Source organism: Pseudomonas sp. 58(2021) (genome assembly GCF_017491585.1).
Taxonomy (GTDB): Bacteria; Pseudomonadota; Gammaproteobacteria; order Pseudomonadales; family Pseudomonadaceae; genus Aquipseudomonas; species Aquipseudomonas fluorescens_BT.
Genome location: NZ_JAFGYZ010000009.1, coordinates 91220 through 106876 on the forward strand (window position 1 = coordinate 91220; position 15657 = coordinate 106876).

Annotated in this window: 11 protein-coding genes and 2 tRNA genes; 9 read left to right on the forward strand and 4 right to left on the reverse strand. The window is 60.3% G+C overall.

Features of this window, described 5'->3' with window-relative positions; all coding sequences use genetic code 11:
• Positions 1–58: 58 nt before the first annotated feature.
• The 7 genes from hfq (at position 59) to J5M72_RS12580 (ending at position 8688) form a co-directional block, all read left to right on the forward strand.
• The gene (hfq, locus tag J5M72_RS12550; RefSeq protein ID WP_007902656.1) at positions 59–319 is read left to right on the forward strand and encodes an RNA chaperone Hfq; all 261 of its coding nucleotides are present in this window, start codon (positions 59–61) and stop codon (positions 317–319) included.
• Positions 320–331: 12 nt separating this feature from the next.
• Complete coding sequence (gene hflX, locus J5M72_RS12555; RefSeq protein ID WP_207865605.1) at positions 332–1633, forward strand: ribosome rescue GTPase HflX; 1302 nt, start codon at positions 332–334, stop codon at positions 1631–1633.
• 96 nt (positions 1634–1729) lie between these two features.
• A complete protein-coding gene (gene hflK / locus J5M72_RS12560; RefSeq protein WP_169428610.1) occupies positions 1730–2899 on the forward strand; it encodes an FtsH protease activity modulator HflK in 1170 nt (389 codons plus the stop codon).
• Positions 2899–3768, forward strand: coding sequence for a protease modulator HflC (gene hflC / locus J5M72_RS12565; protein WP_169428611.1), 870 nt, complete (start codon positions 2899–2901; stop codon positions 3766–3768). The genes hflK and hflC overlap by 1 nt, the downstream gene beginning before the upstream one ends.
• Before the next feature lie 313 nt (positions 3769–4081).
• The gene (locus tag J5M72_RS12570; protein WP_169428612.1) at positions 4082–5269 is read left to right on the forward strand and encodes an ATP phosphoribosyltransferase regulatory subunit; all 1188 of its coding nucleotides are present in this window, start codon (positions 4082–4084) and stop codon (positions 5267–5269) included.
• A gap of 54 nt (positions 5270–5323) precedes the next feature.
• Positions 5324–6613, forward strand: a complete 1290-nt coding sequence (locus tag J5M72_RS12575; protein WP_169428613.1) for an adenylosuccinate synthase — start codon at positions 5324–5326, stop codon at positions 6611–6613.
• 140 nt (positions 6614–6753) lie between these two features.
• A complete protein-coding gene (locus tag J5M72_RS12580) occupies positions 6754–8688 on the forward strand; it encodes a methyl-accepting chemotaxis protein (protein ID WP_207865606.1) in 1935 nt (644 codons plus the stop codon).
• Between the two features lie 40 nt (positions 8689–8728).
• Here J5M72_RS12580 and J5M72_RS12585 read toward each other — a convergent pair whose 3' ends face one another.
• The 4 genes from J5M72_RS12585 to J5M72_RS12600 all read right to left on the reverse strand — a co-directional run bounded on the left by J5M72_RS12585 (position 8729) and on the right by J5M72_RS12600 (position 11853).
• Entirely contained in the window at positions 8729–10294 is a 1566-nt protein-coding gene (locus J5M72_RS12585; protein ID WP_207865607.1) for an iron ABC transporter permease, read from the reverse strand.
• Positions 10294–11304 carry an extracellular solute-binding protein gene (locus J5M72_RS12590; protein WP_169428616.1) on the reverse strand — a complete coding sequence of 337 codons (1011 nt, stop codon included), beginning with the start codon at positions 11302–11304 and terminating at the stop codon, positions 10294–10296. The genes J5M72_RS12585 and J5M72_RS12590 overlap by 1 nt, the downstream gene beginning before the upstream one ends.
• A gap of 194 nt (positions 11305–11498) precedes the next feature.
• A tRNA-Leu gene (locus tag J5M72_RS12595) sits at positions 11499–11585 on the reverse strand.
• Positions 11586–11766: 181 nt separating this feature from the next.
• A tRNA-Leu gene (locus J5M72_RS12600) sits at positions 11767–11853 on the reverse strand.
• A gap of 225 nt (positions 11854–12078) precedes the next feature.
• Between J5M72_RS12600 and rnr the strand changes: the two genes are divergently transcribed.
• Both rnr and rlmB read left to right on the forward strand, forming a co-directional pair.
• Entirely contained in the window at positions 12079–14709 is a 2631-nt protein-coding gene (gene rnr, locus J5M72_RS12605) for a ribonuclease R (RefSeq protein WP_207865608.1), read from the forward strand.
• A complete protein-coding gene (gene rlmB, locus J5M72_RS12610) occupies positions 14706–15473 on the forward strand; it encodes a 23S rRNA (guanosine(2251)-2'-O)-methyltransferase RlmB (protein WP_207865609.1) in 768 nt (255 codons plus the stop codon). Before rnr ends, rlmB begins: the two co-directional genes overlap by 4 nt.
• The last annotated feature ends 184 nt before the right edge of the window (positions 15474–15657 follow it).

A 15657-nucleotide genomic window follows, 5' to 3' on the forward strand; every position in this document is an offset into this window, starting at 1 on the left:
CGGCAAAAGCCATCTGATTACCTATTTTTTATATTGAATCCTTAAAGGAGTGCGGCACATGTCAAAAGGGCATTCGCTACAAGACCCTTACTTGAATACTTTACGTAAAGAGAAAGTGGGGGTTTCCATCTACCTGGTCAACGGTATCAAACTGCAAGGCACGATCGAATCGTTCGACCAGTTCGTTATCCTGCTGAAGAACACCGTCAGCCAGATGGTTTACAAACACGCTATCTCTACAGTCGTGCCGGTTCGTCCAATTCGTCTGCCAAGCGCAACCGAATCCGAAGCAGGTGACGCTGAGCCAGGTAACGCCTGATAGGAGTCTCCTTTGTTCTTTGAGCGCCACGGTGGTGGTGAACGAGTCATCCTCGTTCACTTGGATGGACAGGACCCTGAGGCGCGCGAAGATCCGCAGGAGTTTCAGGAACTGGCAAATTCGGCAGGCGCCGAGACCGTTGCGTTTTTTAACGTGCCGCGTCATCGGCCAACCGCCAAATACCTGATCGGCAGCGGCAAGGTCGAGGAACTGCGCGACCTGGTACACGCCGAAGAAGCCGATCTGGTGATCTTCAATCACGTCCTTACGCCCAGTCAGGAACGCAACCTCGAACGTGTCTTCGAGTGTCGCGTGATCGACCGTACCGGTCTGATTCTCGATATTTTCGCCCAACGCGCCCGTACCCATGAGGGCAAGCTCCAGGTAGAACTGGCCCAGCTTGACCATATGAGCACCCGGCTGGTTCGTGGCTGGACTCACCTTGAGCGTCAGGGTGGTGGTATCGGCATGCGCGGTCCGGGTGAAACCCAGCTCGAAACCGACCGCCGTCTGCTGCGGGTTCGCCTGCGCCAGATCAAGGGCCGGCTGGAAAAGGTTCGCAGTCAGCGCGAGCAGTCGCGTCGTGGCCGCTCCCGCGCGGATATTCCTACCGTGTCTCTTGTGGGCTATACCAACGCGGGCAAATCCACGCTGTTCAATAACGTGACGAAATCCGAGGTGTACGCGGCCGACCAACTGTTCGCCACGCTGGACCCGACCCTGCGCCGTCTGGAACTGGACGACCTGGGGCCGATTGTCCTGGCCGACACCGTGGGTTTCATTCGTCATCTGCCCCACAAGCTGGTCGAGGCATTTCGGTCTACGCTCGAAGAGTCGAGCAATTCCGACCTGCTGTTGCACGTGATCGATGCGGCCGAACCGGATCGCATGTTGCAGATCGAGCAGGTGATGGTAGTGCTGGGCGAGATCGGTGCCCAGGACTTGCCGATCCTCGAGGTCTATAACAAACTCGATTTGCTTGAAGGCGTTGAGCCACAAATCCAGCGCGATGAAAACGGCAAGCCCCAGCGGGTTTGGCTGTCGGCGCGTGATGGCACCGGTCTGGAATTGCTCGAGCAGGCGATTGCCGAGTTGTTGGGCAGCGACCTGTTCGTGGGAACCTTGCGCCTGCCTCAGCGGTTCGCGCGTCTGCGTGCGCAGTTCTTCGAACTGGGCGCGGTACAGAAAGAAGAACACGACGAAGAAGGGGTCAGCTTGCTGGCCGTTCGATTGCCACGCTCGGAGCTCAATCGACTGGTGAGTCGTGAAGGCGTTGTGCCGACGGAGTTCATCGAGCAACACACTTTGCAATAAAAGCCTGGCAAAGCGGTTGTGCCGCAACGGCAGGCATTCTGTAGCATTGGTCGGCGCGCCGTGGGTGCGTCTTTGCTTTATCAGATGGAGAGCGCTATGGCTTGGAATGAGCCGGGTGGCAACTCGAACAATCAGGATCCTTGGGGTGGCAAGCGTCGCAACAACGGCGACCGCAAGGGGCCGCCGGATCTCGACGAGGCCTTCCGAAAGCTGCAGGAAAGCCTGAACGGGTTGTTCGGTGGTGGAAAGAAACGTGGTGACGATGGTGGTGGTCCGGGCAAGAGCGGCGGCTTCGGCGGCCTGCTTGGCATCGGCCTTGTCGTGCTGGCGGCCGTCTGGCTGTATAGCGCGGTGTACGTGGTGGACGAGCAGGAGCAGGCCGTGGTGCTGCGCTTCGGCAAGTACTACGAAACCGTCGGCCCGGGCCTGAACATCTACTTCCCGCCGATCGACAAGAAGTACATGGAGAACGTCACGCGCGAGCGTGCCTACACCAAGCAGGGCCAGATGCTGACCGAAGACGAGAACATCGTCGAAGTGCCGCTGACCGTGCAGTACAAGATCAGCAACCTGCAGGACTTCGTGCTGAACGTCGACCAGCCGGAAATCAGCCTGCAACACGCGACCGACAGTGCGCTGCGCCATGTGGTGGGTTCCACCGCGATGGACCAGGTGCTGACCGAGGGTCGTGAGTTGATGGCCAGCGAGATCAAGGAGCGTCTGCAACGTTTCCTCGATACCTATCGCACCGGTATCACCGTCACTCAGGTCAACGTACAGAGCGCAGCGGCACCGCGTGAGGTGCAGGAAGCCTTCGATGACGTGATCCGTGCCCGTGAAGACGAGCAGCGTTCGCGCAACCAGGCTGAAACCTACGCCAACGGTGTGGTGCCGGAAGCCCGTGGTCAGGCCCAGCGCATCCTTGAAGATGCCAACGGTTATCGCGACGAAACAGTCTCGCGCGCCAAGGGTGAGGCTGATCGTTTCACCAAGCTGGTAGCCGAATACCGCAAGGCGCCCGAGGTTACTCGTCAGCGTCTGTACCTGGACACCATGCAGGAAGTCTTCAGCAGCACCAGCAAGGTGCTCGTGACCGGTAACAAGAACGGCCAGAGCAACCTGCTTTACCTGCCGCTGGACAAGATGATTCAAAACAGTTCGGGCAGCAATTCACCGGTCACCGGTTCGGCTGCCGCCAGCAACAACACGGACGTCACGCCGCATGTCACTGACCTGCCGCAAACGCGTACAAGGGAGACCCGCTGATGAGCAATAAATCGCTGATCGCCCTGATCGTTGGCGTTGTTGTGGTTCTGGTTGGCTGGAACTGCTTCTACATCGTGGCTCAGACCGAGCGAGCGGTGTTGCTGCAGTTCGGTCGTGTGGTTCAGGCCGATGTTCAGCCAGGTCTGCATGTGAAAGTGCCTTACGTTAACCAGGTGCGTAAATTCGACGCACGCCTGATGACGCTGGACGCACCGACACAACGCTTCCTGACCCTGGAAAAGAAAGCCGTGATGGTCGATGCCTACGCCAAGTGGCGCGTGAAAGATGCCGAGCGCTTCTACACCGCGACTTCCGGCCTCAAGCAGATTGCTGACGAGCGTTTGTCCCGTCGTCTGGAGTCGGGCCTGCGTGACCAGTTCGGCAAGCGCACCCTGCACGAAGTGGTGTCGGGTGAGCGTGATGCGCTGATGGCTGACATCACCGCATCGCTGAACAAGATGGCGGAAAAAGAGCTGGGTATCGAAGTGGTCGATGTCCGGGTCAAGGCCATCGACCTGCCGAAGGAAGTGAACCGCAGCGTGTTCGAACGTATGAGCACAGAGCGTGAGCGTGAAGCTCGCGAGCACCGCGCCAAGGGTAACGAACTGGCCGAAGGCATCCGTGCCGACGCCGATCGTCAACGCCGCGTGCTGCTGGCTGAAGCCTATCGTGAATCCGAAGAGATTCGCGGTGACGGTGACGCCCAGGCTGCTGCGATCTACTCCAAGGCCTACAGTCAGGATCAGGAGTTCTACGGTTTCTACCGTAGCCTGCGTGCCTACCGTGAAAGCTTCGCGAACAAATCCGACGTCATGGTCCTCGACCCAAGCAGCGACTTCTTCCGTTACCTGGAAAAGTCCAAGCCTTGATACAACGTTGACCTGAATCATTCCGCCCGGCGGCTAAAACCTCGGGCGGGGTGATCCTTTGGGAAAACGTGTGTATGATGCGGCAGCCGGGAAATTCCCGGCTTTTTTGCGTCTGCATGTTTGATTGCTGTTTTTGTTGCAGAAGAACGGGTTGAATGGCCCGACAGTTTTTCGAGGAAAGTGATGGGCGAAGCCGGTAACAGGCCTTTCGCCGCGTCGTTCATGCGCGTGCGTTTTGAACGAGCCGGTCATTTTCTGCTTCACTCAAGGCTCGCCCTCGGGCTGGCCGCCCGGATCTAAGGGGAATGGCGTAATGGCAACGGTAGACCGCTGGCTGCTGCCAGATGGCATCGAAGAAGTACTGCCACCGGAAGCGGCGCGCATTGAAGTTGCGCGTCGTCAGGTGTTGGATCTGTTCCAGAGCTGGGGTTACGAGTTTGTCGTGACTCCCCATATCGAGTACCTGGAATCCCTGCTGACCGGCGCGGGCCAGGACCTGGATCTGCGTACCTTCAAGGTCATCGACCCGCAATCGGGCCGGCAGATGGGGTTCCGTGCCGACATCACGCCGCAGGTGGCGCGCATCGATGCGCACACTCTGCGTCGCGAAGGCCCGAGCCGTCTGTGCTACGCCGGCAGCGTGCTGCATGCCCAGCCGCGTGCCTTGTCGTCCTCGCGCAGCCCGATCCAGTTGGGTGCCGAGTTGTACGGCGATGCGAGCCCGAGCAGCGACGTTGAAGTCATCAGCCTGATGCTGGCCATGCTGCAACTGGCCGACGTGCCGGATGTGCACATGGATCTGGGGCATGTCGGCATTTACCGCGGTCTGGCTCAGGCGGCCGGTCTGTCGGGTGAAGTCGAGCAGCAGTTGTTCGATGCGTTGCAACGCAAGGCCATCGACGAGGTCATTACCTTGACCGAAGGCCTGCCAGCCGATCTGTCCGGCATGCTGCGTGCGCTGGTCGACCTGTGCGGCGACCGTGAAGTGTTGAGTGCTGCCCGTGAGCGTCTGGCCAATGCGCCGGCGCCGGTATTGGCTGCGCTGGAAGATTTGCTGGCGATCGCCGAGCGACTGTCGGCGCGCTTCCCGGAACTGCCGCTGTACTTCGATCTGGGCGAGTTGCGCGGTTACCACTACCACACCGGTGTGGTGTTCGCGGTGTTCGTGCCGGGTGTTGGCCAGTCCATCGCTCAGGGCGGTCGCTATGACGACATCGGTGCCGACTTCGGTCGCGCCCGTCCGGCAACCGGCTTTTCCACCGATTTGAAAACCCTGGTGACCCTGGGGCGTGCTGAGGTCGAGCTACCGTCTGGCGGTATCTGGATGCCTGACAGTACGGATGCGGCACTCTGGCAGCAGGTTTGCCAGTTGCGCAGTGAGGGTCAGCGTGTCGTTCAGGCGTTGCCTGGACAACCTTTGGCCGCCGCCCGTGATGCGGACTGCGACCGGCAATTGATCCAGCAGAACGGGCTTTGGCAAGTATCGCCACTGGCTTCTTGAGTTTTCCTGCCGGCCACCGCCGGCACCAAGTTTGCGCGAATGAGGACAAGTGTTATGGGTAAGAATGTCGTAGTCCTGGGCACCCAGTGGGGTGATGAGGGCAAAGGCAAGATCGTTGATCTGCTGACCGAACATGCTGCCGCCGTAGTGCGCTACCAAGGTGGCCACAACGCTGGCCACACACTGGTGATCGACGGTGAAAAAACCGTCCTGCACCTGATCCCGTCGGGCGTGCTGCGCGAAGGTGTGCAGTGCCTGATCGGCAATGGCGTGGTGGTTGCACCCGACGCCCTGCTGCGTGAGATCACCAAGCTGGAAGAGAAAGGCGTACCGGTGCGCGAGCGTCTGCGTATCAGCCCGTCCTGCCCGCTGATCCTGTCCTTCCACGTGGCGCTGGACCAGGCCCGTGAAAAGGCCCGTGGCGAGCTGAAGATCGGCACCACCGGTCGCGGCATCGGCCCGGCGTACGAAGACAAGGTTGCACGTCGTGGCCTGCGCGTTGGCGACCTGCTCAACATGCCGCGCTTCGAAGACAAGCTGCGTGAACTGGTGGACTACCACAACTTCATGCTGGTGGGTTACTACAAAGAGCCTGCCATCGAGTTCGAAAAGACACTGGCCGAGTGCAAGGAATACGCCGAGCTGCTCAAGCCGTTGATGCTGGACGTGACGGCTGAGCTGCACGACCTGCGTCGCGCCGGCAAAGACATCATGTTCGAAGGTGCCCAGGGTTCGTTGCTCGACATCGACCACGGTACCTATCCGTACGTGACCAGCTCCAACACCACCGCCGGTGGCGTGGCGACCGGTTCGGGCGTTGGCCCGATGTTCCTGGACTACATCCTGGGCATCACCAAGGCTTACACCACTCGCGTAGGTTCCGGTCCGTTCCCGACCGAGCTGTTCGACGAAGTCGGTGCACACCTGGCCAAGCAAGGTCACGAATTCGGTGCGACCACTGGCCGTGCCCGCCGTTGCGGCTGGTTCGACGCCGTTATCCTGCGTCGCGCTATCGATGTGAACAGCATCTCGGGCATCTGCCTGACCAAGCTGGACGTACTCGACGGCCTGGAAACCATCAACATCTGTACCGGCTACAAAGATGCGCAAGGCAATGCCGTTGCTCCGACTGACGCTGACAGCTACGTAGGCCTGCAGCCTGTGTACGAAGAAGTGCCAGGCTGGACCGAATCGACCGTGGGTGCCAAGACCCTGGAAGAGCTGCCGGTCAACGCTCGTGCCTACATCAAACGCGTTGAAGAATTGATCGGCGCGCCGATCGACATTATTTCGACGGGCCCGGACCGCAACGAAACCATCGTTCTGCGTCATCCGTTTGCTTGATAAGTCGTTGATGTAAAAACACAAAGGCCCCTTTATCGGGGCCTTTGTCGTTTATGCCTGTTGGACGGCATGACCTTTGCTGTGAATCTGTCTACAAGAGTGCCATCAAATTAATGGCGTCAGAAGTAGAGGGATTCACAGTGTCGGCCGTTCTCTCACTGTTACAAAGCCGTTTGTTGCGGCCCGTATTCGTTACCCTTGGTATCGCCCTTTTGGTGCAGGTGTTGGTGGCCGTTGCCCTGACGCGGAGCACCGTCACCGCGCTGGAGGCCGACCTGGGCACTCGCCTGGGCGCCGACAGCCAGAAGCTCTCCGGTGAGCTGGAGCAGGCCGGGCGTGAAGTCACGTCGAGCCTCGACAACCTCTCCTCAAGTACCCGTCAGCGTCTTACCGCCGGTCTTTCCTCGCGTCTGAAGGAGGAGCAGGCGCAGCTGCGTGCGACTCTGGAAAAAGACCTGAAGGATTCGGCCAATGATATGGCCCAGTTGCTGGCCTCAGTGGCGCCTCGTGCCATGTGGGACAGCGACGTGCCGACCCTGTCCGAATTCGCCCGCCGGGCCCAACGCAATCCCAACGTGCTGTTCGTGGTGTATGACGACGCCACCGGCCAGCATCTGACCCGCTACCTCAACCGCGAAAACCCGATCAACAAGGCCCTTTTGGAAAAGGGTCAGGGTGAGCGAGCGCTGGATAAAGTGCTGGATGCGGCGAAGAACGATCCGTCGGTCTACTACCTCGAAGCCTCGATCAACCCCAATGGCGTGGAAATCGGCAAGGTGCTGATGGGGGTCTCGACCGCCTCGGTCGAAACCGATCTGGCGGCGCTCGATCAGCGCTTCACGGCGTTGATTGCCAGCAGCGACCAGCTGGTTGGCGACAGCCTCAAAGGTGCTGCTGCCGACAGTGCCACGGCCATGCGTGCCCGCCTGCAGTCGGCGCAGTCCACCGCCGCCGAAATGAAAGCCAACACGGCCGGCACCGTGCAGGACGCTGCTGCCACGCTGCGTTGGCGTATCGGCATGGGCCTGGCGCTGGTGGGTGCCGGCGTGCTGTTGCTGTTGGCGGTGGTGCTCGGCCATCGCGTGGTCAACCGCCTGAAGATGCTCAATGCTGCGATGGATGACCTGGCGGCAGGCGAGGGCGACTTGACCAAGCGCGTACAGATCAACAGCAAGGACGAAATTGGCGACATGGCTTCGGCAGTCAACCGCTTTGTGGATAAGTTGCAGCCGATCGTGCGCGAGGCCGGGGATGTGGCTCAGCGTACCGGTGAGGAAATTGGTGCTATGACCCTGCGCAATGCTGGCGCTGATGCAGCGGCCGGGATGCAGCGCGATGAAGTGGCTGAAAGCCTGCGCGCGTTGTCGCAAATGGCTGATGAGGCGCAGTCGGAAAGTCATGCGATGCAGGCGGCGTTGAAGCAGGTTGTGGATATTCGCCAAGCCACCGACGAAAACACTCGCACCTCGGCGAAGGTCGGCAGCCTGATCGAGGCGCTGGCGGGGCAGGTCGATACCGGCGCGAAAGTCATCGAGCGGCTGGCGCAGCAGAGTGAACAGATTGAAGTGGTGCTGACCGTGATTCACGGTATCGCCGAGCAGACCAACCTGCTGGCGCTCAACGCTGCGATCGAAGCAGCTCGAGCCGGTGAAACCGGACGAGGCTTTGCGGTGGTGGCGGATGAAGTGCGCGCACTGGCGAGCAAGACTCAAAGCTCCACCGGTGACATTCAGGCGCACATCGTGGCGTTGCAGCAGGGCGCCCGTGAGGCGGTGGAGGCTATCGGCCAGGCCGGGCGTCAGGCCAGCGAAGGCTTGCTGGTGCTGCGTGACAGTGCACGGCTGCAGCAATCGGTACAGGCGTCGGTCGAGCAGGTGCACGCGGCGATTGGTTTGGCGACCCAGGCCGCGGCGCATCAGGCGCAGGGCGCGCAGGCTGTGCGTGGGCGTGTCGAGACGATTCATGCCCAGGCTGAGAAAGCCGCTCAGGCCGTGGTCGAGACCACGGCCAGCGGCAAGGTGCTGGATGGTCTGGCGGCGCAGCTCAAGGCAAGTCTGGGGCAGTTCCGGGCCTGATAGTGCGGGCAAAAAAAATCGCAGCTTCGGCTGCGATTTTTTATCGGCTCAAATACATTCGGGTTGTCAGCAGGTAGACGGGCAGCCCCGACACCACAATCAACAACGCCGCATAAGGCGCCGCTGCGGCAAACTCGACGTTCGCGGTGTGTGCCCACACCTCGGTCGCCAAGGTGTTGAGCCCGGTCGGACTCAGCAACAGTGTCGCCGTCAGCTCCTTCATGGCATCCAGAAACACCAGAGCAAACGCTGCGCCCAGTGCCGGGAAAATGATTGGCAGGGTTACTCGACAAAATGCCGTGAACGAAGATGCACCAAGGGTGCGGGCGGCTTCTTCGAGTTGCGGTGCTGCCTTGTTCAGTGCTGTGCGGATCGGCGCCTGAGCCAGTGGCAGGAACAGCAGCGCATAAGCGATCAGCAACAACGCGCTGGTCTGGTACAGCGCCGGCACGTAATGCAGGGCGAAATACACCAGCGTCAGTGCGATCACCAGCCCCGGCAAGGCGTGCAGCAGATAGGGCAGGCGCTCGGCCCAGATCGCCAATTGGCCTTTGTAGCGTACGACCAGCAACCCGACCGGCACCGCCAGCACCAGACACAGTCCCGCGCCACCCAGCGACAGCGCCAATGAAGACAGCAAAGCTTCAGTGATCGCTGCAACCGGGAATGCCGCTGACGATCCCACGGCGAGCCAGTACGCCAGCATCCCCAGTGGAATGCCGCTGCCGACAATCGCCAGCATCAGGCAATACAGTTGGCCGGCAATCGCCCAAGGCCCCAGTTGCACTTGTTCGGCCCGGCGTGCCGCGCCCTGGCCGGTCCGCACATGGCGGCCCTTGCCGCGTACCCGCAGTTCCAGCCACAGCAGCATCAAACACAGCGCCAGCAGCACCGCCGACAGCATTGCCGCATTGGCATTGCTGAATTCCAGTTCGAATTGCTGATAGATCGCGGTGGTGAAGGTTTGCAGACCAATGATCGACAGTGCGCCGAATTCCACCAGCATGTGCAGCGCAATCAGCAGCGAACCGGCCAGCAACGAAGGCCAGAGCAGGGGCAGGGTGACGCGGAAAAACACGCCCTGGCGATTCTGTCCCAGCGTTCGGGCGGACTCCTCAAGGGATGGATCGAGATTGCGCAGCGTGGCTGCCACCGGCAGGAAGATCAGCGGATATTTCGACAGGCTCATCACCAGAATCGCTCCGCCGAGTCCTTCGAACTGCGCGCTGAGCGATACCCAGGTAAAACTGCTGACGAATGCCGGTACCGCGAACGGCAGGCAAAGAACCACACCCCACAGGCGCCGGCCCGGCAGATTACTGCGTTCCAGCAGCCAGGCCAGTGACAGACCGATCACGCCGCAAGTGACCGTTACCCCGACCATCAACGCCAGTGTGTTGCGCAGCAGGCCGAACACGTAAGGGCGCCACAGCAAATGCAGCGCCTCGGACCAGCCCGCCTGCCAGGCTTTAAGGCCGACGTAGGCCAGTGGCAACAGGCTCATCACCACCAGCAGCAATACCGGCAGTACCAGCCAGATCGACGGCCGCTTGCGCCGTGGCACGTAACCCCCGCGCGTGACGGGGGCGGATAACGAGGCGCTCATCAGTTCAGGCCAACTTCGCGTTCCAGATCCAGCGCTTCCTCGGCATTGCCCAGATCGGCCGGGGTAACATCCGGCGCTTCCAGCTCACTGAAAGGCTTGAGGCCGCGATCCGATTCCATGCCGTTGTGCAACGGATACTCGGCGGTGGTCTGGGTGATTACCCGCTGGCCTTCTTCACTGGCCATGTAGGCAAGAAATTGCTGGGCTTCTTTTGGATGCTTGCTGGATTTCAGCACGGCTGCGCTGGAGACGGTGATCAAGCCGCCCACGTCGCCGCCGGTGAAGTAATGCAGTTTGGAGTCGAGCTTGCCTTTCTCCCGTTGCAGGGCGAACCAGTAGTAGTTGTTCACCAGTACGGTGGCGACTTCGCCGTTTTCGACAGCCTTGAGGGCAACCATGTTGTTGCTGTAGGTCTTGCCGAAGGCGCGCAGGCCGGTCAGCCATTCTTCGGCGGCTTCACGGCCATGCTTTTTGATGATGGCGACGGCCTGTTCCTGGAAGGCACCGCTGGTGGGCACGAAACCGACCTTGCCTTGCCACTGCGGATCGGCGAAATCCAGGACCGACTTGGGCAGGTCTTTTTCATCGACCAGCTTCGGGTTGAAGGCGACTACGCGAACCCGTGCAGTGACGCCGATCCAGGTGCCATTGCCTGCGACATATTTTTTCGGCAGGACCGCCAGAGTGGCATCGTCGGTCCTGGCCAGCAGGCCGAGTTCTCCGAGGTTGTTCAGTGGTGGGGATTCTTCGGTGTAGATGACGTCGGCGGGAGAGCGGTCGCCTTCTTCGATGATCTGGCTGGCGAGCTGGTTGCTGCTGCCCTTGCGCACATTGACGTGAATGCCGGTCTTGGCTTCGAAGGCTTTGGCGATCGCGTCGCCGACTTCCTTGTGTTGACCGTTGTAGAGCGTCAGGGAAACCGCGTCGGCAGCCTGGGTGAGGGGAGTGGCGAGTGCCAGGCCGAGCAGGGTGAAGGTCAAGCCGCGGCGCAGGGTATTTCGAAACATCATTCGCAGGGTTCCTCACTGTCGCATTGCAAAAACTTGCAACAATGATAAACGATATCGTTTCTCAAGTGCGCCTTGCGGGGGAAGAAGGTGTGTCTGGTAGGCGCTGTTTCTCGAGTTTTTCCAAACCCCGGAAACGCAAAAACCCGCTTTCGCGGGTTTTTGTGAGATTCAAGATCGTGACCTTGAATTTGAATTGGTGCCCAGAAGAAGACTCGAACTTCCACGACCGTAAGGTCACCAGCACCTGAAGCTGGCGTGTCTACCAATTTCACCATCTGGGCTTCATCTTCAGCGTTACCGCTGTTGATGTGGCGCACTATACGGAGCACCTTTTGATCTGTAAACCCCTGATTTGATTTTAATAAATCATTTTCAGAAAAAGGCGGGGCGTAGAATGCAAAAAACCCGCTTTCGCGGGTTTTTGTGTGAGTCTTGAAACTGATCTAGTCTCAAACTCGAAATTGGTGCCCAGAAGAAGACTCGAACTTCCACGACCGTAAGGTCACCAGCACCTGAAGCTGGCGTGTCTACCAATTTCACCATCTGGGCATCTCGGCAACGTGTGTACGTCGTCGATGGCGCGCACTATACGGAGCGCCTTTTTAACTGTAAACCCCTGCCAGCAAAAAAAATGGTTTTTTTTACCAGCGGTGTTCAAAACGCCTTTCAGACGTCGATACAAGGCCTCAGATGTCCCTTATAGAGTCGGAAATTTCCCGTTTGATGGCGCCTATGCCAAACTAACCCGCATATAGACAAGGTGAAAACTCTCTAATGGCCGATTGGCAGTCCCTCGATCCCGAGGCCGCTCGTGAAGCGGAAAAATATGAAAACCCTATTCCCAGCCGCGAACTGATCCTTCAGCACCTTGCTGACCGGGGTTCGCCTGCTGCCCGCGAGCAACTGGTCGAAGAGTTTGGTCTGACCACAGAAGACCAGATCGAAGCCCTGCGCCGCCGCCTGCGCGCCATGGAGCGCGACGCTCAATTGATCTACACCCGCCGTGGCACGTATGCGCCGGTGGACAAGCTCGACCTGATCCTCGGTCGCATCAGCGGTCACCGCGACGGTTTCGGCTTCCTGGTGCCGGATGACGGTTCCGACGACCTGTTCATGAGCCCGGCGCAGATGCGTCTGGTGTTCGATGGCGACCGTGCCCTGGCCCGTGTTTCCGGCCTGGATCGCCGTGGTCGCCGTGAAGGCGTGATCGTCGAAGTGGTGTCCCGTGCCCACGAAAGCATCGTCGGACGCTACTTCGAAGAGGGCGGCATCGGCTTCGTCGTTGCGGACAACCCGAAAATCCAGCAGGAAGTGCTGGTCACTCCCGGCCGCAACGCCAACGCCCAGATCGGTCAGTTCGTCGAGGTGAAGATCACCCACTGGCCGACTCCGCGCTTCCAGCCGCAAGGCGATGTGATCGAAGTCGTCGGCAACTACATGGCGCCGGGCATGGAAATCGATGTCGCCCTGCGCACCTACGACATTCCGCACGTCTGGCCTGAAGCCGTTCTGAAGGAAGCCGGCAAGCTCAAGCCGGAAGTCGAAGAGAAAGACAAAGAGAAGCGCATCGACCTGCGCCATCTGCCGTTCGTCACCATCGACGGCGAAGATGCCCGGGATTTCGACGATGCGGTCTACTGCGAATCCAAGCCAGGCAAGCTGCGCCTGTTCTCCGGTGGCTGGAAGTTGTACGTGGCGATTGCCGACGTTTCCAGCTATGTGAAGATCGGCTCGGCTCTGGACAACGAAGCCCAGGTGCGCGGCAACTCGGTGTACTTCCCCGAGCGCGTGGTGCCGATGCTGCCGGAGCAACTCTCCAACGGCCTGTGCTCGCTGAATCCGCATGTCGATCGTCTGGCCATGGTTTGCGAGATGACCATCTCCAAGTCCGGCGAAATGACCGACTACTGCTTCTATGAAGCGGTGATCCACTCCCACGCCCGCCTGACCTACAACAAGGTCAGCGCGATGCTGGAAACGCCGAAGGCTACCGAGGGGCGCAAGCTTCGCGGCGAATACACCGACGTGCTGCCGCATCTCAAGCAGCTCTACGCGCTGTACAAAGTGTTGCTGGCCGCCCGTCACGTGCGTGGCGCGATCGATTTCGAAACCCAGGAAACCCGGATCATCTTCGGTTCCGAGCGCAAGATTGCCGAAATCCGTCCGACCACCCGTAACGACGCGCACAAGTTGATCGAGGAATGCATGCTGGCGGCCAACGTGGCCACCGCCGAATTCCTGAAGAAGCACGAAATCCCTGCGCTGTACCGCGTCCACGACGGCCCGCCCCCGGAGCGTCTGGAAAAACTCCGTGCGTTCCTCGGCGAGCTCGGCCTGTCGCTGCATAAAGGCAAGGACGGCCCGTCGCCGAAGGACTATCAGGCCCTGTTGGCGAGCATCAAGGACCGTCCGGATTTCCACCTGATCCAGACCGTGATGCTGCGCTCCCTGAGCCAGGCGGTGTACAGCGCCCAGAACGAAGGCCACTTCGGCCTGAATTACGAAGCCTACACCCACTTCACCTCGCCGATCCGTCGTTACCCTGACCTGCTCACGCACCGGGCGATTCGCAGCGTGATCCATTCGAAACAGGACACCCCGCACGTTCGCCGTGCCGGTGCGATGACCATTCCGAAGGCGCGCATCTACCCGTACGACGAAGCGGCGCTGGAGCAACTCGGCGAGCAATGCTCGATGAGCGAGCGTCGCGCCGACGAAGCGACCCGTGACGTGGTGAACTGGCTCAAGTGCGAGTTCATGAAGGATCGTGTGGGCGAATCGTTCCCTGGTGTAATCACTGCCGTGACCGGTTTCGGTCTGTTCGTCGAGCTGACCGATATTTACGTCGAAGGTCTGGTACACGTGACGGCGCTGCCGGGCGATTACTACCACTTCGACCCTGTGCACCATCGTCTGGCAGGCGAACGCACCGGTCGCAGCTTCCGTCTTGGCGATACCGTTGAAGTGCGCGTCATGCGTGTCGATCTCGACGAGCGCAAGATCGACTTCGAGATGGCTGAAAAAACCATCAGCGCGCCGATCGGCCGCAAAAAGCGTGGCACCGAGACGACCGCTCCAGCGGCCAAGGTTGTGGAAGAGAAGGCTCCGGCAAAATCCGCCAGCCGTCGTCCGGCCAAGGAAAAGGCCGTCGAGGCCTATCGTCCAAGCGATGCCGTGGCGAAAAACGCCGAGCTGCGCAAAAGCCGTGAGATGAAGAAGGCCTTGCTGGCCGACGCCAAAAACGGTGGTAAAGCGGCGTCCGGGGGAAAGACCGGACGGTCGGCGCCTGACAAGGCTTCCGGCGGCAAGCCAGCCAAACCGAGCAAACACCGCAAGGGCCCGCCAAAAGCGGGTTCCGCTCCAGCCAAAAGCGGCGGGGCACGTAAACCGAAGGCGAAGTCATGAGTCAGTTGGAAAAAATCTACGGCGTTCACGCGGTAGAAGCGTTGCTGCGTCACCACCCAAAACGCGTCAAGCAGATCTGGCTGGCTGAAAGCCGCAACGATCCACGGGTACAGACGCTGATCGAGCTGGCCAACGAAAACCGCGTTCAGGTCGGTCAGGCCGAGCGCCGCGAAATGGACGCCTGGGTCGAGGGCGTGCACCAGGGCGTGGTGGCGGACATCAGCCCGAGCCAGGTCTGGGGCGAGGCGATGCTCGACGAGCTGCTCGATCGCACCGAAGGCGCGCCGCTGCTGCTGGTGCTCGACGGCGTGACCGATCCGCACAACCTCGGCGCCTGCCTGCGCTCGGCGGACGCTGCCGGTGCGCTGGCGGTCATCGTGCCGAAAGACAAGTCGGCCACCCTGACGCCGGTCGTGCGTAAAGTGGCTTGCGGCGCGGCGGAAGTGATTCCGCTGGTGGCCGTGACCAACCTTGCGCGCACCCTGGAAAAACTTCAGCAGCGTGGTCTGTGGGTTGTCGGCACGGCGGGTGAGGCCGAGGTCAGCATCTATGACCAGGACCTGACCGGCCCGACCATCCTGATCATGGGGGCCGAAGGCAAAGGCATGCGTCGCCTGACCCGTGAGCACTGCGACTACCTGGTGAACCTGCCGATGGCCGGTAGCGTCAGCAGCCTCAACGTATCGGTTGCGACCGGTGTGTGCCTGTTCGAGGCCCAGCGCCAGCGCGGGGCCAAGGCCAAGGCGGCTGCCAAGAAGCCTTAAGCCTTACGCCGATTCAAATGTGGGAGCGGGCTTGCTCGCGAAAGCGGTGTGTCATTCAGCAAAAATGTTGGATGTGATGCCGCATTCGCGAGCAAGCCCGCTCCCACATTGGTTCTGCGCAAAGGTGCAGATTGGTAAAGTGAATGAACTGTTCAAATAATCACCAATTGCCTTGCACCTCTTC